Origin of the sequence: Microcoleus sp. PH2017_34_RAT_O_A (assembly GCF_020737885.1) — a bacterium.
Lineage (GTDB): Bacteria > Cyanobacteriota > Cyanobacteriia > Cyanobacteriales > Microcoleaceae > Microcoleus.
Genome location: NZ_JAEQDD010000071.1, coordinates 1 through 25,697 on the forward strand (window position 1 = coordinate 1; position 25,697 = coordinate 25,697).

Genomic DNA, 25,697 nt, shown 5'->3' on the forward strand with positions numbered 1-25,697 from the left:
TTCACTTTAGTTATACGTGAGCATATTTTTGCGAACCTTCAGAGTGATGCTATGGCCTAGAGTACATAGATAATGCTTTTTGTCAATGCGTAAGTCCTAGAATTGTCAATTGTCAATTGTCAACTGTCAACTGTTTATCTATCTCTCACAAACATGAGTCGGATCGTCAGCTCTTTCGGCATATTCCAAACCTCTAGCCAAACGCCAAGCAAAAATCGGCGGCAAACCTTTTTCAATAATTGCAGCGCAAGTAGTTTGATAGTCATATTCCACTTCTCGCAATATCACCTGTTGCGCGTCAACATCATAAATCACATAGGTAGCATTCGGTCTACCGTGGCGCGGTTCTCCTACAGAACCAACATTCACAATCCGCTTTAAAGGAGCAGTAAAACTCAAATCTTTGTCTCCTTCAATGCTTGGCCCGCTGACTCTAACCTGCATATTTCCAGCATCTAAAGTACGGACATATGGTACATGAGTGTGACCGCAAAACAGCACATCAGCACCCGCAGAAAATACCCGCTCTAAGGCAGAAAAAGCATCCATTGTCGGCAGTAAATATTCATGATTGCTGTGAGGGCTACCGTGAACAAAACACATATTGTCTTCTCGCAGACTGTGTGGCAAAGTGGCTAAATATTCTCGCGTTTCTGGGAAGATTTGATTGTTAGTCCATTCGTGGGCTAATTTGCCTCTTTTTTCGGCTAAAGCTGAGGGATAGCTGCATTCGCAGGAGTTCAAACCTTCGACGATATCTTCATCCCAACAGCCGACGCAAGTGGGAATGTCGAGCGATCGAATCATTTCTACTACGGCGTGGGGATTGGGCCCGTAGCCGACTAAATCTCCGAGACAAAAGATTTTATCGGCTTGTTGTTCGTCAATGTCTGATAAAACTGCATTTAAGGCTTCATAGTTGCCGTGAATGCAGGACATAACTGCTATTTTCATTCTGCTTCTTCTCCTAATGAAAGTGATTCTTTGACTTGTTGTTGGTAATTCAACATAATTGTTTCGGAGAGACAGCAATCTTCTAGAGTTTGTCCTAATGCTGTTTCATCAAGATTTTCGCCGACTATTTCTATGCCGCTAAATCTTTGGGGGCGGCCTTCTAGCCAGCGGGGAAGTGGCAATTCTTCGTGGGCAGTTTCTTGGAATTTCGCGGCGAAGTCGAAGTAGAAAGATCGCCCGTCGGCTATGTCAAAGATGCCTTTGGCTCGGTGGATTTTGCCGTAGGCTCCTTGGGTCATTTCTTCGTACCAAAACAGATCGAGGCTGGCTGGATCGAGGACTTGTCCGCTGGCGGGGCTGCGCCAAATTGATAGTTTTTCCGGTTCGCCGCTAACGGCTATGCCCTCTACAATTACATCCGCCCATTGATGCCATTCGGTGTTTTTGATGTCTGGTGGTACGACAGCGAATCGGCGACTGGGGAAGCTTTGAAGCAGGTTTTCTATTGATGTTAATTGTAGGTAAAATCCCAGTTCAATGTAAGCTGAAACGCCGTTGTTTAGGTGTTTCGCGAACTCGGATTCTTGGCCGTCTGTCAGGATGGTGATTTGGGGGAATTCGGCGGCGATGCAGGTTTGGTCGATCGGCACATTGCCGGTTCCGGGACACCAATACAGTACGGGTGCTGTCTCGACGGCTAGCTGCTGTCGAATCCAGGTTGTTTTGCCACTTCCGGGCGGGCCCGCTACGGCGGTGATTGTAGGTTGACTCATAATACAATGATAATCGTTCTCAGTCAAATTAGCTCTTAGATATTTAGATTTAATTTGGCGATCGTACCCGATGCCCCTCCATAAGAGAGGTAGAGCCTCCGAACATCGGTTCCAATAATCCGATTTCCCGCGTGCCTGCCCTACACTAGATCTCTTGCAAAAATCGTTTTAATCAAATTTTGGAACGGGCAAGATGCCCATTCCACAGAAAAAAAAATTGTGGAACGGGCATCTTGCCCGTTCCTAGCTATTTTGCAAGAGGTCTACTATAATCGGGGCATCACTCCAGGAAGAAAGAAGACTTTATGCCAGCAGAAGGTTCGTATCAAGCCAGTACGTACAATCTGGAACTTGACGCAGAAATCCAGCGATTAAAAGCTCAAGTTGTGCTCAGTTGGGAAAAAGAAGCACGCACCTTAAAGTGGTTCGGTTTAGCCGACGGGATGAATGTTTTAGAAGCGGGTAGCGGGCCGGGATTTTTTACCGAACAACTTTTAAAATTACTGCCAAACAGTTTGTTAACAGCCGTAGAAATCGACCCGGTATTGCACGAGAAAGCTCTCGGATATTTGCAGGACAAAGGAGGCGATCGCGTGAATCGCATTCAAGCATCGATCGCAGATACTGGTTTAGAGGATAATACATTTGATTTTGCGATCGCCCGTTTGCTATTTGTTCACCTCCCAGATCCCGTCGCAGCAGCCAGAGAAATCTTCCGCATCTTAAAACCGAGTGGTAAACTGGTGATTATCGATAGCGATGCGGATCTATTTTGGCTGACAAATCCACCTTGGTCAGTCGAGATTGTCCGGGAGAAATTCAAACAGGTGATGGCCTCTCGGGGCGGTAATTTATGCGTAGGGCGAAACCTGTGCCGCATTCTGAAAGAAGCTAAGTTTGGTAACGTCGATTTAGAAGCCGTTGTCAGCCACAGCGATATCATCGGCATTCAAGCCTTTGAACCTTTGCTGGACTCCGGGCCGATTTTACAAATGGTCAAACAAGGGCTGATTTCCGAGTCGGAAATAGAGAGTTATCTAATTTCCCGGGATGAGTTTGCCGCTGCGGGCGATCGATCGATGATGAGTTTTTGGTTGATGGCTTGCGGGAAAAAACTCAATAGATATCTCCCATAATTGTTGTGGAACAGGCATCCTGCCTGTTCTTGAAGCTCTTTTTGCCAAATGTCTAATAGAAATATCGAATAACTCTCAAGTCGGGGGCGGGTTTATGAGATTGTCGATTATTGGCAATTATTGTTGGTGAACCCTTCTATTTTCTTCTTCTTTCTTTCTTCGTGTCCTTCGCGTCTTCGCGGTTCGTTTCTAACACAAATACCCAACCCAATTCGGCAAAACCTCCAGCGAACCATACCACCTCCCCGGAGAGCGAGGCGAATGCCAAACACCCTCCAGCACCAAATTTTCGGCCCCATCCAAAAGAGCAGCTTCAATCGGCGTAATTCCATCGCCCCAAGTTTCGCCCTTCCCCACAGTCAACTCGTAACTTTTATAGGCCAGCCAAGTTCCAAAACTAGGCTTACCAAAAACAGATTTCCCAGCAACGCAGACGTAACGCACCTGCGGGTGGAAAGCACCGGGATAATGAATTTTGACAAAATCTAGATTTTTGCGCGTCCAGCGCTCTTGAGAGACGTGTGGCGTGCCTAAACTAATTAAAGTGTTGACCCAAGGGTGAGCTTCCCACAAACCCGCATCCGACCGCACGTCGCCGTGAATTGTATAAGGCTTTTCGCCTAAATAAATCCGAGAAATCCAGCCGCCTGCGGAATGACCGATGAGATTTACTTGAGAGACGCCGTATTGCTGTAACATTTGTTTGACCGTGCGATCGAGCTTCCGCAAAATTGGCACCATCGATCGCCCGCCAAAAGTCGGCAACCAATCTGCCTTGCCCAGTGGTACTGTTACAGTTGGGAAACCGCGATCGACCAAAGATTTTTCTAATTCCCGATAGTCTGAAGCAGCAGCAAAATATCCTGGCAAAATCACGGTAGGTAATGGCATTATCAATTTTAGATTTTAGACTTTAGATTTTTCGGCCGGGGTGCTAGGATCTATTTTTCAACTTCAAAGACGCTTGCCGAAGCATCCTTTGGATGGCTAACATCTCTTGCTCGTTAAACTTTTTGCTTGGGGAATATCTACTTCTATGGCTCGCGAGCCGATTCCAACATTGTATTTTACCCTAGTTGTCGTTCACTTAGAAGACCGTTTTCTACTGGTACAAGAGCGCAAGTACGAGCAGCAGTGGTATCTGCCAGCAGGGCGAGTAGAAAAAGGCGAGACTTTGCTTGAAGCTGCTCAGCGCAATACTGTCCAGGAAGCGGGCATTCCTGTGATCGTGGAGGGAATTCTCAGGGTAGAGCATACGGTGATGCCTAGGGGCAACGTGCGCCTGAGGGTGATTTTTGTGGCTCGTCCTGAAGATAAGACGCCACCCAAGAGCAAGCCGGACGAGTTTACTTTGTGTGCTGGTTGGTATTCTCTTAAAGAGTTAGACCAGTTGTCGCTGCGCGGAGAGGAAGTTCGGGAAATGTTTCAATATATGGCAAGCGGCGCTCCAATTTATCCGATCGACTTGCTGAGCGTTGAGGGAGCTCCTTTTAAAACTTACCGCTATCGGTGGTAAAAAGAAGGAAGAAGGAAGAGGGAAGAGGGAAGAGGAAAAAAGACTTATGCAGTCAGCTTTTTAGTCATCCGTCCAAATTCCTTTCTGTAACCGAATTGGAAACAGGGGTCGATCGCAGCGGCCGATCGTGTTTAATCGATTAATGCAGTTTGCCAGCCGGGAAATGACGGTATTGCAGCGGTCTTTTTTGTGAGAAGGCACTAGCGATCGGGCAATTTCCAGGGCGATCGTGCTATGCTTGTACCTTTAAATTGCAAATTTTTTAGTTTTGACCCGCTCCCCATAAAAAAATATCGGTAACAAATAACCAATAACCAATAACCAATTCTCGATCGTCATGACTGACTCATCCTCCCTAGCCAACGCCCTTTCCGAACCGCTGCGCCAGCCTTTTTGGTGGGCAGCCCTAGCTTCTGTCGGCCTTCACGGAGTGCTCGGAGTAAGCGCCCCGACAATCTCAAACATCATCTATGGTGGTGGCAATTCCTCAAAAAACATCCCCGGTTCCGTCGGATTCGTACAACTAACTCCCGCAGAAGCCGGCCGCCTGCCACAAACCATACCACCGCGATCGTCCAATAAGCCGTTTTCGATCGCACCAGTTCCCGTTCCCACCTCGCCCAAGTTAGCTCCCCCTTTGCCCCCTCCACCGGTTAACTTGCCCGCCCTGCCACCGGGAATGCCACCTCCTGGATTCTTTGCGCCTCTCGATCCCCCTCTCCCGCCATTAACTGCCCCAGCCGCCCCGCAGTCACAAACTTCAGTTCCAACGGTCAAACCCCCCTCTCTCAAAACACCAACTTTCGTCCCCCAAGGGCCTCCCAGCGGTTTGATTTTCCCGCCATTACCCGGTAATTTCGATCGTAATATCCCCCCACCGCCACCAGGAGTAACAGGATTACCCCAGCTTCCTGGCGGCACCTCCGAAGATGAGGCAGAGACTCTCAAAAGGGTTATAGCCAGTAGAGGCGGACTCCCGCTATTCCCAGACGGAGCTCCAGTCTTTACCCCGGAATTCCCCATTGGTGGCAGGAATTCTGGGCCCGATGGAGTACCGAAATTGACTCAAAAAGATCCCAATAAACGGAATCTCATCGCAGAAACTCCCGAAGAAAGAATCAGGAGGCAACAATTTGACCAGGGACAGCAACAGCTAGAACAGCAGGGAGTTCCCGGTTCAAACTTACCCAAGGACAGAGAGACATTGCTGGCTGCTGCTAATACCTATGTTGCTTTGTTTAATGACTTCAAAAGAGCTTACCCCGACTTGGAAATGACGGGGCCGACTCCTGTGACTGTCGCTTATCCCAAAGAAGCTTGCTCGCAAAAACTCGAAGGAACGGCAGTTTTCGGAGCAGTTGTCAGCCCTCAAGGTTTGCTCAAGGCAGAGCCTAAGCCGATCGTCCCCACAGGTTACGGTATTCTCGATACTGTGGCTAAAACAGCGATTATTAACCCTAATCTGACATTTCAAGCAGCCAGCACCCACAAGCTTTACCAGTTGGCTGTCGCGTTTAAATACGACGAAAAAGTTTGCAGTGGCATTCCTGTCACCCCATCCACAACCCCAACCAGGCCCACAGGCCCGCAGCCGCTAGCGCCAGCCCCGACAGCACCCAAGCCGACAGGCGAACAGTCACCAGCCCCTGCGGAAGTGAAACCGCAGTTTGAGAAGCCTCCGGCGCCCTCTAACAAACCGCAACCAGGGGCCCAACAGTCGCCACAGCCCTCACCAAAACCCGCAACCAAACCGTCACCCTCACCTCAACCGAAACCCGCCGCCGAACAATCTCCTTCTCCCCAACCGAAACCAGCCCCCGAACAGTCCCCGCAGCCAGAAGCTGCACCTTCTCCCGCCAGCGAGCAGTCCCCGCAGCCAGAAGCTGCGCCTTCTCCCGCCGCTGAAGTGTCTCCCTCGCCAGAAGCTGCGCCTTCTCCGGAATCTACGCCTTCTCCCGCCGCCGAAGTTGCGCCTTCTCCTGCGCCTTCTCCTGCTACGGCCAATTAATTGTTAATTGGGTGGGAATTGGTATTTGGTAATTGGCGATCAGTCAGTAGGGTGCGTCAGTTGCAATATTTGTTGCCTAGCAAACCAATTTATATTTGCTGGCGCACTCTACATTTTTAACTGGATCTGACCTAAAAAAATCCCACCCAATTACCAATTCCCCATGCCCCATGCCCCATGCCCTGGGAAGGCCAATCCCTCCGCTTCACCCAATTCCCCATGCCCCATGCCCCATGCCCCATGCCCTCTCAATTGTATTGGACTTTATACATTTGGAATAAGTCGCCGTTTTGTTTTTTTACTACTTTAGCGCCTGCCACTTTAATCATTTTTTCCCAGTCTTCTATTGTCTCTAAGAATACTTCGCCTGCTCGATAAGTTTCCAGAATTGCCCAATCTTCTGCTAGAGGTGCATTGGGATTGAGGACATCAAACACAAAATGACCGCCTGGTTTTAATACTCGCTTCACTTCTGCCATGACAATAGCCCAATAATCTATGGGAAAATAGCAACTAAAGCCTGTGGCGATGCACAAGTCAAATTGATCCTCTTCGTAATTTAAGCGATGGGCGGGAGCCAATTCTACGCCTTTAAATAGCTTGGAATTAAGTTGAGGGCCGCGAGCGTTTAAGGCATCTCGGGCGGCGCTGCTGATTTCTTGACCGTAAAAAAGGGCTTCCCAATCCCGCCAAGGATAGATCAGAAAGCTGACTCCGCAGCCAATATCTAAACAGCGCTGATTTTTTTGGGGTTTGGCAATTTTCCAGAAGGGAGAAACTGTTTTTTGTTGCAGTGTTCCGGCGACTGATTCCAGGAAAATCGGCATTGCTTCGACTTCTTCGGGTAAGGCGAATGCTTCTCCTCGATATTCGCGATCGAACCGAGATGCAACCTGCGATAGTAAAGCTTGCCAGCTATCTGATTTGTCTTTGGCAAACCAAGTCTGCTCTTGACCTGCTGCTGGGCGTTCCGACTTTTTAGACATTCTTTAATTACCAAGAAATTGGGTCTAAAGCCCCGTCCTTCTAGGACGGCTTTAATTTTTTAATTATTGCACTATTCCATTTCTATCTACCATCTTAGCCCTAGATAAGCTATTATAGAGATATGCTAAACATGACCTACGAGTACAAACTAGAACCCACTTCATCCCAATCTCAGACCTTTGACCACTGGTTAGAAGTCTGTCGCAAGGTGTGGAATTATGCTCTTAGAGAGCGGAAAGACTGGTACAACTCAAGGTCATGTGCAATCAACGCCTGTAGCCTAAAATCCGAATACATTATTCCCGTTGATAGCCCTAGACCAAACTTTGCCGTGCAGTGCAAATCTTTGACCACCGCTAGACAAAGTAATTCAGAGCTAAAAACTGTCCACTCCCAAGTATTGCAGCAAGTTCTCAAGCAATTAGAGAAAGCCTTTACTTCTATGTGGGAATCAGGTTTTGGCTTTCCGAGGTTTAAGAAGAAAGGCAGAATCAGAAGTTTCCTGTTCCCTACTCCTAATCAAACCGTAGTAATCGGGAATAGGATTAACCTACCCAGTATTGGCTTAGTTAAGTTCAGAGATTCTAGACCTATCCCTGATGGTTTTGTAGTCAAGCAAATCAGAATAGTTAAAAGAGCCTCTGGATACTTTGCCATGTTAGCTTTAGCTCTAGATGTAAGTATCCCTACTACCATGCCTCATGGCTATGCCCTAGGAATCGATCTAGGTTTAGAGAAATTTCTCGCTACCTCCGATAATGAACTAGTTGCCAGACCTAAATTCTTTGTGGATGCTCAACGCAAGCTGAAATCGCTGCAAAAAGTAGTCAGTCGCAAAAGAATCGGGTCAAAAAACTGGCAAAAAGCTCAAAAAAAAGTAGCAAGATACCATCAACATATCAGTGACAGTAGGAAGGATTTCCATTTCAAAACCGCCCATCATCTCTGTAATCAAGCAGGAATGATATTTGCTGAAGATTTGAATGTCAAAGCAATGGCAAAAGGGATGCTCTGCAAGCACACTCTAGATGCGGGATTTGGACAATTTCTATCTATTCTGGAATATGTTTGTTTCAAGAAAGATGTATTTTTATTAAAGGTAGATAAAAATGGTACATCTCAAACCTGCCCTCAGTGCCAGACTCATACAGGAAAGAAGCCTTTGAGCTTAAGAATTCATCAATGTCCTGAGTGTGGATATGAAGCAGATAGAGATGTAGCAGCAGCGCAGGTAGTAGTCCAGCGTGGGCTTGCAGCGGTAGGGCATACCGTCAAGATGCTTTCAGAGGGTAAAGCTACTAGGCTCCCTGTGATGAAAGAATCCCCGTCTCTTTAGAGCGGAGAGTGTCAACTTCTAGAGCCTTTGAGTGCTTTTGTAAAGTTTTGACGGTAAGGCTTATTAAAAATTAACGCGGGCCACAGCAGCGACAGTTTCAGCTTATTTGCAAAACTTCTGTCGAAATTAGTGCGATCGAAACCATTCCAAAATTTCCAAATACCGCCGCCGTAAGCGACTAGCAACACTAATCCAATTAACGGTTCCATTAAATAACCCCCTAAGCGAGTGATTGGATTTTTCGTCAGCGAGCCTGTATCGCTATTCTTAATCTATCATTTTTCAACTGCTCTGGTGCAGAGATACGCCCTTGTAATTCTACCTTCAGCTAGAGACTTGAAAATCCCCGATCGCCACAGACTGAAAAATATAGCAGAAGGAAGAAGGAAGAAGGAAGAAGGAAGAAGGAAGAAGGAAGAAGGAAGAGGGAGGAAGGAAGAGGGAGGAAGGAAAAAACAAAAAACAAGAAGCAATATTCAGCAAGGGTTTCAGCAATTAAGAACAGTCCAGTCGTCGGCTGCGGTTGCTATAAAAGCCAAGCAGATACCTTTCAGGGTGCAAGATGCAAGAAACGACTTCTGGCAAAAGTCGATGATTCTGAGGATTTACGCAACATTCCCTACAAATTGGAGTTCTATCGCGCCCTTTCTCAGATTCCACCCAAAAGTTGAAATCGGTGGCTGTTGGGCGACGGCTTCTCCTTCCTGGATTTCTGAGACGTGGGATAACTCAAAGATAATTAACACTGATAGTTAGTACCCCACAGGTTACAGCAGGCAAGCTTTTTCTAGCGGACAATAACGGTAGAGAGGTTTCTAAGTAAGGAGGATTGTTTATGCGTGCTGTGCTGATGGCTGGGGGGTCGGGAACGAGGCTCAGACCTCTGACGTGCGATTTACCTAAACCGATGGTGCCGATTCTGAATCGCCCGATCGCAGAACACATTATCAATTTGCTAAAAAGGCATAATATTACGGAAATTATTGCGACGCTGCACTACCTTCCCGATGTCATGCGCGAATATTTTACCGACGGGACAGACTTTGGCGTTCAAATGACCTACGCTGTGGAGGAAGACCAACCGCTGGGTACGGCTGGTTGTGTCAAAAATATTGCGGAATTGCTCGATCGAACTTTTCTGGTCATCAGCGGCGATAGCATCACAGACTTCGACTTGACAGAAGCTATCAAATTTCACCGCAGCAATAAATCCAAAGCTACGTTAATTTTAACTCGCGTTCCCAACCCAATGGAATTCGGGGTAGTAATTACGGAAGAAAATCACCGGATCAGTCGCTTTCTGGAAAAGCCTTCTAGCAGCGAAATTTTCTCCGATACCGTCAATACCGGCACTTACATTTTAGAACCAGAAGTATTGGACTACCTGCCGGCAAATCAAGAGTGCGACTTCTCGAAAGACTTGTTTCCGCTGCTGTTGGAAAAAAACGAGCCGATGTACGGTTACATCGCGGAGGGTTACTGGTGCGATGTGGGCCAGTTGGATGTTTACCGGGAAGCTCAGTATGACGCATTGCGGGGAAAGGTCAAACTGGATTTGAGCTACTACGATGAAGTTCGATCGGGACTTTGGGTAGGTCAAAATACTTTTATTGACGATAGCGCGATCGTCGAAGTACCTGCCATGATCGGCAACAATTGCCGAATTGGAGCCCGAGTTAAAATTAACGCGGGTTCAGTAATCGGAGATAATGTGACAGTCGGGGCTGATGCTAACATTAAACGTCCGATCGTCTGGAATGGAGCAATTATCGGCGAAGATGCTCATCTCAGGGCCTGCGTGATTTGCCGCAGTACCCGCGTAGACAGGCGCGCCCACGTCCTCGAAGGTGCTGTCGTCGGTTCAATGTCCATTGTCGGAGAAGAGGCGCAAGTCGGCCCTTCCGTGCGAGTTTGGCCGAGCAAAAATATTGAATCCGGCGCTCTGTTGAATCAAAATTTAATTTGGGGAGAACAAGCTAAACGGAATTTGTTCGGCCAGCGGGGCGTTCAAGGACTGGCCAATGTGGATATTACCCCGGAATTTGCCGTTAAATTGGGCGCGGCTTACGGCTCAACTTTGAAACCAGGGGCTTCGGTATCGGTTTCTCGGGATCAGCGCAGTATTTCGCGGATGGTTTCGAGATCTTTGATTGCGGGTTTGATGTCGGTGGGAATTAATGTAGTCAATTTGGAATCGACGGCAATTCCGATCGCGCGCACGGTTTCGTCTACGATCTCAATTGCTGGCGGCATTCACGTTCGGATTTCGCCCGATCGCTCCGACCACATTTTAATTGAATTCTTCGATATCAAAGGTATCAATATCACTAAAGCTGCGGAGAAAAAAATCGAGGGCGCTTATTTTAAGGAAGATTTACGCAGGGCTCTGATTCCCGAAATTGGAGATATGTCGTACTTTAACCAAGCACTCGACGTTTACAACCGGATGTTTGAGCGGCAGATGAATGTTGAGGCAATTCGCTACAGCAATTCTAAGGTGGTGATCGATTACGTTTACGCGGTTTCCGGAGCAATTCTGCCACAAATGCTCGCCAAATTCGGCTGTGATGCGGTGGTACTCAATGCCAGTCTCAAGCAGACTTCTCTGAGCAACGGAGAACGGGAATATTTGCTCGACCAACTCGGCCGGGTGGTAAAAGCACTCAGCGCTAATTTTGGCGTGCAGGTGTCTGCGAACGGCGAACAGCTCATTTTGGTAGACGAGTCGGGAATAGCGATTCGTGGGGAAATGCTGACGGCGCTGATGGTAAATTTGATGCTGACTTCCCATCCCAGAGGTACAGTAGTAGTACCGGTGAATGCGTCTTCTGCGGTGGAGGCGATCGCCCGCCGCTATCAAAGCAAGGTAATCCGCACTAAGGCAAACCCAAGTGCATTGATGGAAGCCTCTAACAGGAACCCGAATGTGGTTTTGGGCGGTAGCGGCAATATGGGTTTTATTTTCCCGCAATTGCATCCGGGGTTTGACGGAATGTTCTGCATTGCTAAAGTGATAGAAATGATGACGATTCAGGAGCGATCGCTCGGACAGATCAAAGCGGAACTTCCCCGCGTCACCCACCGCAGTTACAGTGTCCGCTGTCCTTGGACGGTAAAAGGTTCGCTCATGCGGCATTTGGTAGAAACTCATTCGCCCGATCGTTTAGAATTAATAGATGGAGTGAAGATTTTTAACTACAGCGACGACAATTGGGTATTAGTTTTGCCCGATGCTAGCGAACCCACCGTTCATATCTTCGCCAACAGCGAGGACAGAGATTGGGTATCTGAAACTTTGAAAGAGTACCGCGCCCTCGTTCACGATTTTGTGACCCAAAGCGAAGAGGCGGTTCGACAAGATAAATTTGGTAATGGGTAATGGGTAATTGGGAATTGGGAATTGGGAATTGGGAATTGGGAATCGGTAATGGGTAATCGGGTATTATATTATGTCCGGTTATGCAACGATAATTCAGTTCTTAGTAAGGACTTTAGTCCTTATTAATTCATATATAAAGAGAGGACTAAAGTCCTCACTACAAACCCTCGCTTTCCCAATGACTAATTCCCTCTTTGCCCAATTCCCTCTTTGCCCAATGCCCAATGCCCAATTCCCAATTCCCAATTCCCATTTAAGTTATGAATAGCTGCATTTTAATGGCGGAAATAATTCAACAACCGCAACTCCGTTATACTCCAGACAATCAACTTCAAATCGCTGAGATGCTGGTGCAGTTTCCAGGGTCGAGACCTGAAGATCCGCCAGAACATTTGAAGGTGATAGGATGGGGCAATTTAGCTCAAGAAATTCACGACAAATATCGCGAGGGCGATCGCGTGATTATTGAAGGGCGGCTGGGTATGAATACGATCGACAGAGATGGTATCAAAGAAAAGCGCGCTGAACTGACAGCCCAAAGAATTTACACTCTCGGCGCCGATGCTATGAGCGCTGCACCCGCAGCTAGAACCGCCCCCGAACCCGCTCAAATTCGCGACACCGCCCCGGCTAATGTGCCGAGCAATGTCGTTCCCATGAGTTCCCGAGGCCGCAGTTCTAACAGCGCTCCAGCCCCTGCTAACCGCCCGTCTAGTTCGGATTGGAACTCGCATCAGTCTTCGGACTCCGATCGCAAGTCTGGTTCCTCTAACGAAGCTGACAATCCAGATTACGATCCGATTCCGTTTTAAGAGCCGATTCCGTTTTAAGAGCCGACGGCGAATAGATCCGACGGCGAATAGATCCGACGGCGGTTGAAACCGCGTCTACACAGGCAAAACCCGCCTCCGCGGGTTGAAAAACGGGTGGTTAAATTTACGTTATTTTCTTCAGTCTGCGGAGGCAGACTTCGTTTTTGTAGACGCGGTTTCAACCGTACGTCATCGTTTGTAGACGCGGTTTCAACCGTACGTCTTGGTTTGTAGACGCGGTTTCAACCGTACGTCATCGTTTGTAGACGCGGTTTCAACCGCCGTTTGATCCGATCGCACAATTTCCCGATCGGATCGCACAATTTCCACCCCAAAAACGCGAGCAAACTCAGCGATAACGATCGCCCTAACTCGATCGACCTCAATCCCCGGAATAAACTGCTCTAAACTACCAATCGGTCGATCGGGAATCCCGCAAGGTACAATTTGCCCAAAACCTGCCATATCCGGGCAAACATTCAAAGCAAAACCGTGCATCGTAATCCAGCGACTGACTTTAATGCCGATCGCACCCACCTTGCACCCATCCACCCAAACCCCAGTCATTCCCGGAACCCGCGAACCCTTCAGCCCGCAAACTTCCAGCACCCTCAGCAGCACCTCCTCCAACTGCCGCAAATACCAGTGCAAATCCTGCTGGTGGCGGCGCAAATTCAAAATCGGATAGCCCACCAACTGGCCCGGACAATGGTAAGTCACCTCACCGCCCCGCTCAACTCGGTGCAATTCCGCATGAGTTTGGCTCGGGTCAAACTTCAGAAATTCCAACTTCGATCCCAGCCCCAAAGTGTAAACCGGCGGATGTTCCAGCAAAATCAGCACATCCGGCAAATCGGGATTGTCCCGGCGTTCTTGCACGAGTTTTTGCTGGATTTCCCAAGCTTGGGAGTAGGGTACTTGTCCCCAATCGAGGAGCAAGCACGGTTCGGGGATCGCAGGTTGATGAATGAGAGGGGAAATCATGAAAAAAATCAACAGTGTTTTTACGGAATATTTACGCAGTTAAAATCAAGAATTGTCAACATATGAAAAAAGATTTGGAAGATAAGTGTTTTCTAGAATACATAGTGCTATTGTATAAACTATACCCACGTTACAGAAGGGAGGGAGCTCTATGAAGCTTGTTATCCAGGGTAAAAATATAGAAATCACCGATGCCATTCGCGAGTACGTCAATCAAAAAGTTGAAAAGGCAGTTAGCCATTTTCAAACTTTGACGACGGAAGTGGATATCCATCTATCGGTGGCTCGTAACCCCAGGATCAATCCTAAGCAGACTGCTGAGGTGACTATCTATGCTAACGGCAGCGTGATTCGGGCTGAGGAAAGCACGGAAAGCCTGTATGCTAGCATCGATTTGGTCGCAGACAAGATAGCTCGTCAACTGCGGAAATTTAAGGAAAAACGCCACGACAACAAGACCCAGAGTAGTGCCAAAACGGTTACGGCAGTTGAAGAACATCCTGTAGTAGCAGATTTGATTGGCGATCGAACTCCCGAACTTCCACCCGAAGTAGTACGGACAAAGTATTTTGCCATGCCTCCAATGACTGTGCAAGAAGCTTTAGAACAATTGCAGATTATCGACCACGATTTCTATATGTTTCAGAATGCAGAAACAGGCGAAATTAATGTGCTTTACGAACGCAAGAGTCAAAGCGGCTATGGAGTTATCCAGCCTCGCAATGCTAACGGCCACGGTAATAGTAAGAATGGCAAAACCGCCCACAACGTAGCACATGAAAAATCAGGTGCTGCGAAAGGTTAGATAATTGCTAATAGCAAAGAGAGGACTAAATTCCTCTCTTTGTCTTACTCTTCCTCTGTGTTCTCTGCGCTCTCTGCGGTTAAATCAATCCGATCCAATCATATCTAACCTTTAATACCTTCCAAAGTTTTGAGAGACTCAGCAACGTGCGCCTTAAAATCCAGCATTGAGTCAAAAATATGCTTGACAACACCTTGTTTGTCAATGACGTAAGTGACTCTACCGGGCATAATCCACATGGTAGCTGGAACCCCGTACAATTGCCGCACTTTATTGCCAGTATCGCTCAACAATGTGAAAGGTAACTGATATTTGGTAGCAAATTTTTGGTGAGACTGCTGCGAATCATCGCTAATCCCAATTACTTCTGCACCTGCGTCTTTGAAAACTTCATAACTATCACGAAAAGCGCAAGCTTCCGCAGTACATCCGGGCGTGTCATCTTTGGGGTAAAAGTAGACGATGACATTTTTTTTGCCTTTAAAATCCTTGAGACTGACTGATGAGCCAGTTTGAGATAATAAGCTAAAATCCGGTGCGATGTCTCCTACTTTGACAGTCATATTTATTTAAGTGAGTGTTTTGTTTATTGATTATTATACGGTAGTTACGGGAAGAGGATTTTGAACCGCAGATGAGGGCGGATGAACGGAGATGAACGCAGATGGGTTAATTGGCATCTTTTGATAAAATCAAGTTGAGCACGTTCAACTCGTTGGAGCTCAACAGGTACTTATCTGTGAACATCTTGGATCGACTTTGTTCTAAACTGTAGCTTCTAAACACGATAAATGGGAAGTCTTGGTACTTGTGTCCGATCGGCATTACACTATCTACAGGGTAGAGCGATCGCATATAAGCCGACAAAATATCCCGAAACTGCCTGTCTTCCGGTTCCTCCAGCCCGCTGTCAGCAAAATACTCCTGCATTTCCTCCCCGCTAACGAAAGCAAACAGCGGTATGGCATAATAGCGATCGAACTGTTGGCTGAGTTGTTCAAAATACTGAGTTTTCTCCACATCGCCGTTGAGAAATTGCAAAAGCTCGATCGCACCTCCTCTTATAGCCGATCGTACATTCTCCGGGTACGACTTGCTATCCCTAATTAGACGCATTTTTTGCAGCAACCCATTATCTCTACATTTCTGAATTTGTTCGCGTAGTCGCATCTGGTATTTTTCCAGCAAATTTTGATTAGCTAGAGGCACTACTAACAAACTACCACAAATATGACCAATCTCTAGATGATCGTAACTCAGCAAACCATCCAGCGGATTGCACTTCTCCAAAAACTTCTTGTTAAAATCATCCCGCATTTCCAGATAGGAATCGCCCTTCTGACGAGAGTTATCAGAATTCGTCAAAACAAACTCCCCACGAGCCAAAAGCTCTTCTAGACTTGTATAAACCTCCTTTAGCAACCTATTTCCTCGGATGCTTTCGCTCTTTAGCGTTTTAATCAGAGAAGCCATCTTGTTACTAAAAGTATCTCCCACTGCGGAAACCGACTTACCACCAATCGGAATCATCACAAACTTTTCCCTACCTAAATAACCATATCCGACAATTCGCGTCATCACCGCCGTCTTCAGAATTAGCAGTAAATTCAACAAACTCAACTTACTTTCTTGTAGGGAAAGTTCCGCATCATCAGCGTAATAAACTGCTGTATCAGACACGTAAAAAACTAACTCCTTATCTTCACCATCAAGAGTTTTCCCCTGTTTATCTTCGCCGCGCCCCCGATAAATTACCTGTATCACTTCCATCAGATTTTTCTCAATCTGGAAGTGAGCAATATCAACTAAAATGTGCTTCGTTTTCGGAAAAGATAAGCCGCGACTTCCAGATGCAGTCATAAAGATTACTTTAGCTGTATCTTTGCACTCTTGTATTTTTGCTTTCTCCTCTTCCGAGATATTCGCATGAATTTCTAGATAATCTTCAAACTGATTAAATTCTCGTTTTTTTTGAATTTTATCAATCAATTCTGCCAATCTTCGCTTATTTTGAATATAGACGATAATTTGTTGGACATCAGCTTTGGCTAATCGCTGATTGATATCCTGAATTATTTCAGACTGTACTCTTTTTACTAAATTATTATCCTCCTTTAAAGACGCATCTTCATTATATTTAACAGCTTCTACAAATACCTTATAAGTTATCTCTAAACTGCGGGCTGGATAAGAATTGGCATTAATTACCGTTGCGGCTAGCCGTTTGAATTCAAAAGGAGTAACTTGTAAAGGTTCAATTACATCCGAATTTTTAGCTAACTTTTTAAAATAGATTTTATCTGGTTCTGGGGATGTATTTTCAAGGTGTTGTTTAATCACATCAGGGTCAACAATCGAAGCATCAGCTACAATAATTTTAGTATTAAAACCATGTTGTGGCTTATGCAACTCATGCTTTTTAACCATCTTGGCAATTCCGGCTAGAAACTCAACGCCACCATCATCTCCTGTAATTTCATCTATCATAATGAAGATGTGTTTGATGCGCCTAGATATTTCTTGCATCTTAGTGGGAATGACTAATTTTTCTCGTTTGTTGTAAGTATCTTGAAATATCTGTTCTAAATAATCAAGGGTACTTTGTCGGTTTTCTTTCATCCTTAAAGATTGGATGGAAACCGTAGCTACAATATTATTAGAAGTTTGACAGTTGATTAGGCTATAAATTCCATTACAAATGCTATTTAGCACTCCCATAGTTTTGAGGCTAGCTGGTTCAATTACGGTTTCATTTTTTCTGGCAATTTGCCGTTGGTAATTTTCTTTTACCTGATTTTCTGAATTGTCTTTGAGAAAATTAACCGTTTTTTGTGCAAAGTTTTCGCTGCGGCTATTCGAGTTATACTTGACTGTACGCTTTCCCGAATAACTGGCGATAATATCGGAGTTTGTGTTAATGCAGAATAACCGATTATCGCACAGTAAACCAGTCTTTTTATCCTTAAATTTCTCGATGATATCTAAGTTTACTTGCTTGCGGGGACTGACGTATAAGAATAGGAAGCCGTCGTCAATATGGCTTTTCAGAAAATTTGCGATCGCAGTTGTTTTACCTATTCCCGGATTCCCAGTCAAAAAGATATAAGTTGCATCAGATTGAAGCGCTTTCACAATCAATTGGGCGTGAGCATTTCTCAAATGCAAGCCGCGATCAATTTGCAATTCATCTGCCATTTTATCTGATATAATATCAATGGAATTAACAAAATTATCGATCCGTTCAGTATGACATATAGGTTTAGTAACATTTTTGTCTATTGCTAACACAGAATCGACAAACTTTCGCCCTTCTTGGAAACTGCGAGACGCATTGAGTTCGATTACACCTAAAACTTCGGTGCGAGAATCACTAATTTCTTTGTTGGTAACTTCTTTTTTGTAAATTTCGGCGCAAGTTGTTAAGAGCTTGAGTTTGTCCTGGCGTAGGGAAATTGTGCTAATATTGCGATCGCCATAACCCACCACATTCAACAAAACCTCAGCATCTTGTCCCAGGATACCTGTTTGTTGCAGAAATCCATAGAAGCTGTGAGCATAGCTACCAGCTTGAATTAACTTAGTGCTTTCCTTATCCTTATACTTAAAAGCTGTGAAATAGCCTTTCAAATCCTCCGAGAAATCAACACCCAAAGTGCTAGTATCCATCCGCAGATTAGAAAACACACTTTTGGAGCGTAAATAGCTAATTTCTCTGAGCAAATACTTCCGAATCACCTCTATTTCATTGATATCCTCCGGTTTGGGAGCGAGAGTCGGAGAAAACACAGACAAATCAACGCAGAGAATTCTAAAATCATTCCCATATTGTAACAGCATCAGCGTATCAGCCTGCAAAAACTCGCCTTTTTTCGAGTAACGGCGGATGTACGAGTTAATCTGATCATCTAATAAACTAATTCTGGCAGTTGTCAACTGAGATAATAGCTGTTTAAATACTTTTTTTTCATCCTTATTGTAGGTTCTAATACTATTCTCATTACTAAAATTGCACTGACAATATACAATCTCCAACCGCCCCAAAGTCCAGCCTGTAGATTTGATGTACTCCCGGAAAAAGTTCAACCCACCAAGAAAGCCTTTTTGGACAAAAAACAAACTCCATTTCTCAGCGATTTCAGTATCTAAACTAGCCAGCAACTTAGCTTCTCTGATCATTTCCGCCATCATCTTTGGCAATTTTAGCTGCTGTAAATCCAGACGATAGGAATCTCCGAAATTATGAGCTAGCTTTTCCTTTTGGATATACGCCAGAATCCCGATATTGAATCCAACCTCAAACAGCCGTCCAAAATCTTCACTAATCATGATTGCGTACCTCCATCACCGACATTCAAGACTTCTCTTACCTTATTCAAAAAAGCCAGCGAGTTAAATTCTGCATTCCCACCCGCATGATTAAATATAGATAAAGCACCAACAGAATCATCGCCAATAATCCGCTCATAGGGATCTAGTTTCAAACTAATATTTTGGCGCGCTTCATACCTAGAAAAGTGGAAGATGGTAAGATAATGCAGCAAAGTATCTTTGATTTCACCAGCATAAATCAAATCTTCGTGAAGGTCTTGGTCATCCAGAATCCCATCATATATATGCAATAGTGTTGAGTAGGAAATCACGCCGTTGTAAAAGTTTTTTTCTCCCGGCTGCTTGACTTTAATCCCGTTAAACAAGTTGAAAAATATCACAGCTTGCTGATTGCCTTTTGCAGACAATCTTTCAAGCTCCATTGCATCTTGAATGTAAAAAGATTTGCCTTGATCGCCTAGGAAACTGCGGACAAAGTATTTATCAAAAAACATCGGATAAATTTTGATATCTCGGCGCTCTCCCTTCAAAGTTCGGAGCATTTTTTTTGACATGAAAGACAATTCCTCATCTTCCTCAGTCTTGGTAATGTGCAGCGTACTCATGTAAGGTGCTTGGGAAATATATGCGAAATGCCGATATCCTTGGTTATAAAGCTGACTCATCACATCTTCAAGAATTACAGGTTCAGTATAAAGGCGGCTGACGCTGTAATTCTCGGAAAAGGTTTTCAGCATTTCAACTTGAATTGTGCTGTCGTTTAGCTGATTGATTCCGACAACTTCTCCGATTAAGCTGGCTTGTCTTTGGAAGCGGTTTTGATTACCTCTTTTTGCATCGCTATCCCGACTGGAGACGACAATAATTGCTAACTTATCCAACTCTGGAGATAGCTGCACATTGTCGAAGCAAAACTTTTTAGGAAGGATGGAATACATCGAACTCAAACCGTTACGGACACGGAAACCATCAACTCTTTCTCTAATCCGAAATCCTTGAGAAGTTGAGCGGTGTTTTTCACTCAAAATGTGAGATAATGTTTTAGAAACGTTAGCCATAAATTCTTCTGATGGCGAAGGGTGTTTATGGACGCCTTCATGGAGTCTCGCCATTGGAATAAATAAGTTTTCCGCCTTATTTTCTAGTAGTATTCTCATGCAGATATAAGACAGCAGCAACATGGTAAATTTATACACAAAAGCCGCCGCAGGTTGCAAACCTTTATCGCCGCTGTCTAGCCGTCTGTCGTCATAGGGAAACAAGACTAATTTGGTATTAAAATGGTTTTTGTAGATGTCTCTAGAACGCTGGGCTTTAGGTGCAGAAAGTACAGGCAAAACATCGACACCTTCGATATTATACTCCATGCTGAAAGTTTGGCGTTCATCTGTGGGGAAATAACGCACATCTTCGATGGTAATATTAACTGGTAATTGACAGATTACTGTTTCGCTGACAGTCGGCGGTTCGATGGCAATATAATGGAGTGTTTGCTTATAATTTCGCTCCATAATCTCATTGAAAAATTTACCATTCGTCAAAATATTGTCAATGTTTTCTAACAGACCCATTTTGAGGGTTACGTGTCTTGTTTCTGTTCGACTTGGTAAAATTGTCTGCCGTTCCAGAAAGCCTTTCAGCATTTTCTTGAGATGGCTGATTTTGTGCTTAATATTAAACTGCTTAAACCCTTTGATCAAGTTACGAAACAGCTCTCTTTTCGCCTCGTCGTCAGAACCTTTTAGGATTGGTAATACTCTTTGTTCAAAAATTGCGATCGGGTGATGATTGAGCTCAGCTTCAGCGTCGTAGTTTTGTGCTAGTGGATCATGGCGAGAAGCAAACACAAAATAGTAGAGCAGTGCTATTCTTAAGACCTTACGGGCGAATGTTTCGGTAATGGAATCTATAGAATCTTCCCCAATTGCTGCTTGGTGTTCTTCACTATCTGGATTTAGTAAATTTAGATAATATTCAAATGCTTCTTTTCCGCCGCGTGCTTGAACCGAGTTGTTAAATTTGATTTTGAGACCAAAAATAAATTTACGTTCGCTTTGAGGAGTATCGGTGCTTTCTCCCAAGCAACCTGCTACAATTGGGATAATTGGCAGTGCATCTAAAACTTCCGCTCTAGCAAAAATTTCTCTGTAATTAAATCGGAATCCTGCATAATTTACTTCGTATTCGCCATCAGCTTTACTGCTATCGTTGATATATTTTTCTAGCAATCTGAGCCGGCGAATCAAGTCTTCTAAATAGATGATGCCTACAGTATCTGTGCTGCTAGCGCGGATGTGTTCTAGCAGATACTCCAGATAAGTAATTTTTGCTTCTTTGTTAATTTTTCCGAGGGTTTCTTTGTCTACCAGTCGGATCAATTTGTAAAAATCTGAGTCTGGATTTTTGACCATCTCATCCAGACGATGGCTAAGTTCTTGCCTATCGTCGCTAGTATCGGCATTTTCCCTAATGTAGTTTTCCAAACCCTCTTTTAGCTGTTGTTCAAAAACATCAGTATTTCGCACCGCAATCGTCAATTTATGCAGCTTTAAAGTGGCGTGGCTACCAGAATCGAGAGGTTGCAAAGTTAGCTTTTCTTTTTCTAAAGAAGGGTGGCGTTTGCCAAAATCGTATTTAAAGCCTAACTCTTGACCATTTCCCCGAAAAGATGGGGAACTTAAAGGAGTAATTAAGCTAGTGACAAACTTTTCTATAGAAGCATTTTGTGGTAACTTAGATTTTAATTGTTGTCGCAAACACTCTTTGATCTGCTTGATTCTGTCGCCAAAATGCTCCTCAACTTCCTGCGGAAAGTTCACAGTAGCACAATCTGCTTGACGTTCAAAGGAACCCAAGGGTTTCCGCACTTCTATTTTGGCAACGTCAGCAGCAATGGTATCAATATCGATAATTAGACGACGGGAATCGTCCGACACGCTAAAGGGATTGTTTCCCTGCAAAACTTCTAAAATCTTGTCCAGCAAATCACCATAGTCTACTGGAACTAAGTCACTGTCGTCCAACCTTAAGATGTTCACCCTGTTATCCCCTTCAAAAAGCTTGAATCCACTCTTTTATTTCGTATTCAGTCCAAATCCCATTTACCCAATAAGGATCGGCTTCAACTAATTTTCGCACAGCCGCCTCATCTTCTGCTTCGTAAATTGCAAAAACTTTGCTTAAATCTTTGGTTGGCCCGATCGCAATTAACACTCCCGATTCTTTCTGTTTGGCAAGTCCGGCTAAATGAGCGTCTCGAAATGGAGCACGTTTTTCGAGGACATCTTCGCAGTAACTTCCCCACATTACATATTTGGTCACGGTTTTGAGCCTTGGATGAATTTATTTGAAATTTATTGTACAATAAGTGTAGCAGGATTTGATAATTTTTTTTAGGATAAGATTGATTGACTACAGAGGGTGCTGAGGGCGCTGAGGAAGAGAGGGGAGAAAGAGAGACGTTTGTTAAATAGGAGGAGATAACTATGACTTTACTAGACCTTCGGCTGCTAACGGTTCAAGAATATGACCGGATGACGGAAATTGGTATTTTTGATGAGGATGAACGGGTAGAATTACTAGCAGGACAGATAGTAAAGATGGCCGCAAAGGGAACAGCACACGGTGCGGCGGTAAAACGAACAGAGAAGCTACTGGAAAACCGTTTGGGAGAGAGGGTTTTGGTGCGACTGCAAGACCCTGTTCGGCTCGATAATTACTCGGAACCTGAACCGGATATTTCTGTAGTTATACCAGATCCACTTTACTATGAAGACCACCATCCAACGCCATCGGAAATTTATCTGATTGTGGAAGTTGCGGATACTACGCTGAGAACGGATTGCGGGATTAAAGCGAAAATTTATGCTGAGTCGGGGATTGCTGATTATTGGGTTTTGGATGTGAATAATCGGCAACTTCATGTTTTTCGAGAACCGAGTCAGGATGGTTATCAAAGTCGGGTGATTCTGGCGGATGATGCGAGTATTTCTCTTTTGCAGTTTCCTGATTTTTATTTTTGTGTACGGGAGATGTTGCGTCCTTTAGTTACAAATTGAATTTCCCGGCGGTTGGAAACCGCGTCTACACAAACAAAACCCACCTCCGTGGGTTGAAGGAAGTTAGCCGTAGGGTGTGTCGCCATCAAAAATCCCTCACTAAATATCGAAAATCTCATGGCGACGCACCCTACAATTAGCTTCTCAAACTAACGCCGAATTTCTCGACTAAAACATCGCGGACTTTTTGTTGGGCTGGTTCGACATCGCTTTCGCTGAGTGTTCGATCGCCCGATCGATAAACCAACCGAAATGCTAAACTACGTTGTCCCGCCGGTACGTTTTCGCCGCGATACTCGTCGAAGAGTTCCACGGAATCCAGCAAACTACCCGCCGCCTGCTTCATCGCGCCCTGCATCTCAACTACCGGAACTTCCACCGGCGCGAAAAATGCGATGTCTCTGTCAGAAGCCGGGAAACTCGAATAACCTGCGAATTTGCGAGTCGAGTTGTGCGTTAGCGAAGCCCTCGTAGAGGATCGACCTAACTCACCCAACAACACGCCTAAATCTAATTGAAACACATAAACCTGTTCCGGCAAACCCTTTTCCTGCTGTAATTGCGGGTGTAGCTGTCCGAAAACTCCCAACCGTTTCCCGTTTAACGATAGCGCGGCTGTGCGGCCAGGATGCAGGCGTGGATTAGAGGAATCGCTTGCATATTCCACAGCCAAACTCAACTGCTGAAACACACTTTCTAGGACACCTTTCGCTTCAAACCAAGTCAAAGGTCGATCGCGCCCACCTTGCTGCCATTTCCACACAGTCGGGTCGCCGCCAATAATCCCCGCTACGGCGTCTGCTTCTTTCTTCGCATCCCCTTCTTTCCAAAAAATGCGTCCGACCTCAAAACCGTTGAGCGCGCCGTTTCCTTGCTCCAAATTGTACTGGAAAGCATCGATCGAACCCGACAGCATTTCCGTCCGCAAAGCCGAATACTCAACAAACAGCGGATTCGCTAGCACAACTTGATTGTCTCCCTCGGTTTTCACTAAGGAATAGTGCATCAACTCTGTTAAGCCTGCCGCCCGAAAAGCCGATCGCACATTCCGTATTTGCGCGTATTCTGGAGATAGATAACCAGGTTCTGTTTCGCTAGGCAAAGTATCGCAGAAATTGTCGTAACCGTGGAGTCTCGCGACTTCTTCGATTAAATCAATTTCCCTTTCTAAATCCCGGTAGCGGTAAGGCGGAACAGTTATCGCAAATACTCGTGCTTTTTCCGTCGCAGCCACTTCGCAGCCCAGGGCTGTGAGGATATTTTTTACTTCCTCCGGTTCCAGATAGGGAGAACCGCCGGTTGCTCCTCTTTTTAACTGTCCTAACACCAAGTTTATGCGATCTAGACGCAATTCGATCGATCGCGAAAAACTCATATCTTCCCCCGAACTCGCCGTTTTCTGCACCGTCGCAGTCCCGCCAGCCAACTGCAAAATTAGGGCAATAGCGCGATCGCACGCCGTCGTCAAAGCTGCCTGATTCACACCCCGTTCGTAGCGGATCGAAGCCTCACTCCGCAGGCCTTGGGCGCGGGCAGAACGCCGAATCGTTGCTTGGTCAAAAATCGCAGCTTCCAAAACTAAATTTACGGTTCCTTCGTACACTTCCGTGTCTTCGCCACCCATTACCCCAGCTAAGGCTACGGGTTTGTCGCTAGCAGTAATCAACAGATTTTGAGGTTGCAAATTGCGGTTTTGTCCGTCCAAGGTTTTGAAGGATTCGCCTGGTTTGGCAAAGCGCACGCCGATGCTGATGTCAGAAGTACCGGTGAAAGATTGCAGTCGATCGCGATCGAAAGCGTGCAGCGGTTGTCCCCATTCCAGTAAAATGTAATTAGTGACATCAACCACATTACTAATCGATCGCACTCCCGCCGCCTGCAACCGCTGCTGCAACCAAGCCGGAGACGGTGCAATTTTTACCCCTGAAATTTCGGTACCAATATAAATCGGGCAGCCTTGCAGTTCCGATATTTCTACTGCCAAATTCGGACTTTTTTCGCCATGAATCGCCACATCATTAGTTGTCGGAATTCTCAAACTTGCGCCAGTTAGTGCTGCCACTTCCCGGGCTACACCCACCATGCTTAAAGCATCTGCACGGTTCGCAGTTGCTGTCAAGTCTAGAATCACATCATCTAAACCTAAAAGCGGACGAATATCGCTGCCTAATTCGGGATTTTCTAGATCAAAGATATGAATTCCTGCTGATTCCTTCAACAATCCCAATTCGGCGAGAGAGCAAATCATTCCTTCCGAAGGAACACCCCGCAATTTAGCAGGTTTAATTTTCAGATCGATCGTCGATAAAAAAGTACCGACAACGGCTACAGGTACATAAATATCCGCCCTCGCATTGGGTGCCCCGCACACAATATTTAAGGGTTCAGGTTTGCCGACATCAACTTGACAAACTCTCAATTTGTCAGCGTTGGGATGTTGTTCGCAGGCGACTATTTTGCCCAATACTACGCCGTCGGCCCATGCACGCCTGTCTTCGATTTCTTCGACTTCAAATCCTGCCATTGTCAGGGTTTCGGCTAATTCTTCCGGGGAACTCGTCACATCGACCAATTCCCGCAGCCAGTTTAGAGAAATACGCATAATTTTGTCAGTAGTTTG

The 25,697-nt window shown here is 45.4% G+C and carries 20 protein-coding genes; 9 read left to right on the plus strand and 11 right to left on the minus strand.

The genetic code is table 11. From position 1 onward, the window contains the following. Positions 1–138: 138 nt before the first annotated feature. Entirely contained in the window at positions 139–954 is an 816-nt protein-coding gene (locus tag JGK11_RS21835; protein ID WP_293212846.1) for a metallophosphoesterase family protein, read from the minus strand. Then, entirely contained in the window at positions 951–1,727 is a 777-nt protein-coding gene (locus JGK11_RS21840) for a GTP-binding protein (RefSeq protein WP_293212848.1), read from the minus strand. The genes JGK11_RS21835 and JGK11_RS21840 overlap by 4 nt, the downstream gene beginning before the upstream one ends. A gap of 305 nt (positions 1,728–2,032) precedes the next feature. Here JGK11_RS21840 and JGK11_RS21845 point away from each other — a divergent pair, with 305 nt between their 5' ends. Continuing rightward, on the plus strand, positions 2,033–2,863 hold the full coding sequence (locus tag JGK11_RS21845) for a class I SAM-dependent methyltransferase (protein ID WP_293212850.1): 831 nt from the start codon (positions 2,033–2,035) through the stop codon (positions 2,861–2,863). A 189-nt stretch (positions 2,864–3,052) separates the two neighbouring features. Here the strand turns inward: JGK11_RS21845 and JGK11_RS21850 are convergent, their stop codons facing one another. After that, positions 3,053–3,754: an alpha/beta hydrolase gene (locus JGK11_RS21850; RefSeq protein ID WP_293183493.1), complete on the minus strand. Its 702-nt coding sequence runs from the start codon at positions 3,752–3,754 to the stop codon at positions 3,053–3,055. Between the two features lie 145 nt (positions 3,755–3,899). Here JGK11_RS21850 and JGK11_RS21855 point away from each other — a divergent pair, with 145 nt between their 5' ends. Beyond that, complete coding sequence (locus JGK11_RS21855; protein WP_293149848.1) at positions 3,900–4,379, plus strand: NUDIX domain-containing protein; 480 nt, start codon at positions 3,900–3,902, stop codon at positions 4,377–4,379. Positions 4,380–4,716: 337 nt separating this feature from the next. Then, positions 4,717–6,387, plus strand: coding sequence for a hypothetical protein (locus JGK11_RS21860; protein WP_293212852.1), 1,671 nt, complete (start codon positions 4,717–4,719; stop codon positions 6,385–6,387). 248 nt (positions 6,388–6,635) lie between these two features. Here JGK11_RS21860 and JGK11_RS21865 read toward each other — a convergent pair whose 3' ends face one another. Continuing rightward, on the minus strand, positions 6,636–7,373 hold the full coding sequence (locus tag JGK11_RS21865) for a class I SAM-dependent methyltransferase (protein WP_293204791.1): 738 nt from the start codon (positions 7,371–7,373) through the stop codon (positions 6,636–6,638). A gap of 122 nt (positions 7,374–7,495) precedes the next feature. Between JGK11_RS21865 and JGK11_RS21870 the strand changes: the two genes are divergently transcribed. Further along, entirely contained in the window at positions 7,496–8,710 is a 1,215-nt protein-coding gene (locus JGK11_RS21870; RefSeq protein WP_293183487.1) for a transposase, read from the plus strand. 11 nt (positions 8,711–8,721) lie between these two features. Here the strand turns inward: JGK11_RS21870 and JGK11_RS21875 are convergent, their stop codons facing one another. Continuing rightward, positions 8,722–8,919, minus strand: coding sequence for a hypothetical protein (locus JGK11_RS21875; RefSeq protein WP_293149854.1), 198 nt, complete (start codon positions 8,917–8,919; stop codon positions 8,722–8,724). Between the two features lie 19 nt (positions 8,920–8,938). Between JGK11_RS21875 and JGK11_RS21880 the strand changes: the two genes are divergently transcribed. From JGK11_RS21880 to JGK11_RS21890, 3 genes are all read left to right on the plus strand, one after another. Beyond that, complete coding sequence (locus JGK11_RS21880; protein ID WP_293212854.1) at positions 8,939–9,466, plus strand: hypothetical protein; 528 nt, start codon at positions 8,939–8,941, stop codon at positions 9,464–9,466. Positions 9,467–9,545: 79 nt separating this feature from the next. After that, positions 9,546–12,089 carry a mannose-1-phosphate guanyltransferase gene (locus JGK11_RS21885; RefSeq protein WP_293189925.1) on the plus strand — a complete coding sequence of 848 codons (2,544 nt, stop codon included), beginning with the start codon at positions 9,546–9,548 and terminating at the stop codon, positions 12,087–12,089. Positions 12,090–12,349: 260 nt separating this feature from the next. Then, positions 12,350–12,901 (plus strand): single-stranded DNA-binding protein, encoded by a 552-nt coding sequence (locus tag JGK11_RS21890; RefSeq protein WP_293189923.1) that lies wholly within the window; start codon positions 12,350–12,352, stop codon positions 12,899–12,901. Positions 12,902–13,111: 210 nt separating this feature from the next. On the opposite strand, the gene lipB is transcribed toward JGK11_RS21890, so the two are convergent. Beyond that, a complete protein-coding gene (lipB, locus tag JGK11_RS21895) occupies positions 13,112–13,885 on the minus strand; it encodes a lipoyl(octanoyl) transferase LipB (RefSeq protein ID WP_293212856.1) in 774 nt (257 codons plus the stop codon). Positions 13,886–14,036: 151 nt separating this feature from the next. Here lipB and raiA point away from each other — a divergent pair, with 151 nt between their 5' ends. Next, positions 14,037–14,690 carry a ribosome-associated translation inhibitor RaiA gene (gene raiA / locus JGK11_RS21900; RefSeq protein WP_293183475.1) on the plus strand — a complete coding sequence of 218 codons (654 nt, stop codon included), beginning with the start codon at positions 14,037–14,039 and terminating at the stop codon, positions 14,688–14,690. Positions 14,691–14,794: 104 nt separating this feature from the next. Here the strand turns inward: raiA and JGK11_RS21905 are convergent, their stop codons facing one another. From JGK11_RS21905 to JGK11_RS21920, 4 genes are all read right to left on the minus strand, one after another. Further along, on the minus strand, positions 14,795–15,253 hold the full coding sequence (locus JGK11_RS21905; protein WP_293183473.1) for a peroxiredoxin: 459 nt from the start codon (positions 15,251–15,253) through the stop codon (positions 14,795–14,797). Between the two features lie 106 nt (positions 15,254–15,359). Next, entirely contained in the window at positions 15,360–19,016 is a 3,657-nt protein-coding gene (locus tag JGK11_RS21910; RefSeq protein ID WP_293212858.1) for a helicase-related protein, read from the minus strand. After that, complete coding sequence (locus tag JGK11_RS21915; RefSeq protein ID WP_293212860.1) at positions 19,013–22,057, minus strand: hypothetical protein; 3,045 nt, start codon at positions 22,055–22,057, stop codon at positions 19,013–19,015. The genes JGK11_RS21910 and JGK11_RS21915 overlap by 4 nt, the downstream gene beginning before the upstream one ends. A 13-nt stretch (positions 22,058–22,070) precedes the next feature. Then, positions 22,071–22,340, minus strand: coding sequence for a YciI family protein (locus JGK11_RS21920; protein WP_293212862.1), 270 nt, complete (start codon positions 22,338–22,340; stop codon positions 22,071–22,073). A gap of 164 nt (positions 22,341–22,504) precedes the next feature. Here JGK11_RS21920 and JGK11_RS21925 point away from each other — a divergent pair, with 164 nt between their 5' ends. Further along, positions 22,505–23,077, plus strand: coding sequence for a Uma2 family endonuclease (locus JGK11_RS21925; RefSeq protein WP_293196498.1), 573 nt, complete (start codon positions 22,505–22,507; stop codon positions 23,075–23,077). Between the two features lie 136 nt (positions 23,078–23,213). Here JGK11_RS21925 and pheT read toward each other — a convergent pair whose 3' ends face one another. Next, positions 23,214–25,679 carry a phenylalanine--tRNA ligase subunit beta gene (gene pheT, locus JGK11_RS21930; RefSeq protein ID WP_293212864.1) on the minus strand — a complete coding sequence of 822 codons (2,466 nt, stop codon included), beginning with the start codon at positions 25,677–25,679 and terminating at the stop codon, positions 23,214–23,216. Between the last annotated feature and the right edge of the window lie 18 nt (positions 25,680–25,697).

Bases quoted from the DNA above. Each gene is read 5' to 3' on its own strand.
- JGK11_RS21835 (WP_293212846.1), bottom strand. From the start codon at position 954: ATGAAAATAGCAGTTATGTCCTGCATTCACGGCAACTATGAAGCCTTA.
- JGK11_RS21840 (WP_293212848.1), bottom strand. From the start codon at position 1,727: ATGAGTCAACCTACAATCACCGCCGTAGCGGGCCCGCCCGGAAGTGGC.
- JGK11_RS21845 (WP_293212850.1), top strand. From the start codon at position 2,033: ATGCCAGCAGAAGGTTCGTATCAAGCCAGTACGTACAATCTGGAACTT.
- JGK11_RS21850 (WP_293183493.1), bottom strand. From the start codon at position 3,754: ATGCCATTACCTACCGTGATTTTGCCAGGATATTTTGCTGCTGCTTCA.
- JGK11_RS21855 (WP_293149848.1), top strand. From the start codon at position 3,900: ATGGCTCGCGAGCCGATTCCAACATTGTATTTTACCCTAGTTGTCGTT.
- JGK11_RS21860 (WP_293212852.1), top strand. From the start codon at position 4,717: ATGACTGACTCATCCTCCCTAGCCAACGCCCTTTCCGAACCGCTGCGC.
- JGK11_RS21865 (WP_293204791.1), bottom strand. From the start codon at position 7,373: ATGTCTAAAAAGTCGGAACGCCCAGCAGCAGGTCAAGAGCAGACTTGG.
- JGK11_RS21870 (WP_293183487.1), top strand. From the start codon at position 7,496: ATGCTAAACATGACCTACGAGTACAAACTAGAACCCACTTCATCCCAA.
- JGK11_RS21875 (WP_293149854.1), bottom strand. From the start codon at position 8,919: ATGGAACCGTTAATTGGATTAGTGTTGCTAGTCGCTTACGGCGGCGGT.
- JGK11_RS21885 (WP_293189925.1), top strand. From the start codon at position 9,546: ATGCGTGCTGTGCTGATGGCTGGGGGGTCGGGAACGAGGCTCAGACCT.
- JGK11_RS21890 (WP_293189923.1), top strand. From the start codon at position 12,350: ATGAATAGCTGCATTTTAATGGCGGAAATAATTCAACAACCGCAACTC.
- lipB (WP_293212856.1), bottom strand. From the start codon at position 13,885: ATGATTTCCCCTCTCATTCATCAACCTGCGATCCCCGAACCGTGCTTG.
- raiA (WP_293183475.1), top strand. From the start codon at position 14,037: ATGAAGCTTGTTATCCAGGGTAAAAATATAGAAATCACCGATGCCATT.
- JGK11_RS21905 (WP_293183473.1), bottom strand. From the start codon at position 15,253: ATGACTGTCAAAGTAGGAGACATCGCACCGGATTTTAGCTTATTATCT.
- JGK11_RS21910 (WP_293212858.1), bottom strand. From the start codon at position 19,016: ATGATTAGTGAAGATTTTGGACGGCTGTTTGAGGTTGGATTCAATATC.
- JGK11_RS21925 (WP_293196498.1), top strand. From the start codon at position 22,505: ATGACTTTACTAGACCTTCGGCTGCTAACGGTTCAAGAATATGACCGG.
- pheT (WP_293212864.1), bottom strand. From the start codon at position 25,679: ATGCGTATTTCTCTAAACTGGCTGCGGGAATTGGTCGATGTGACGAGT.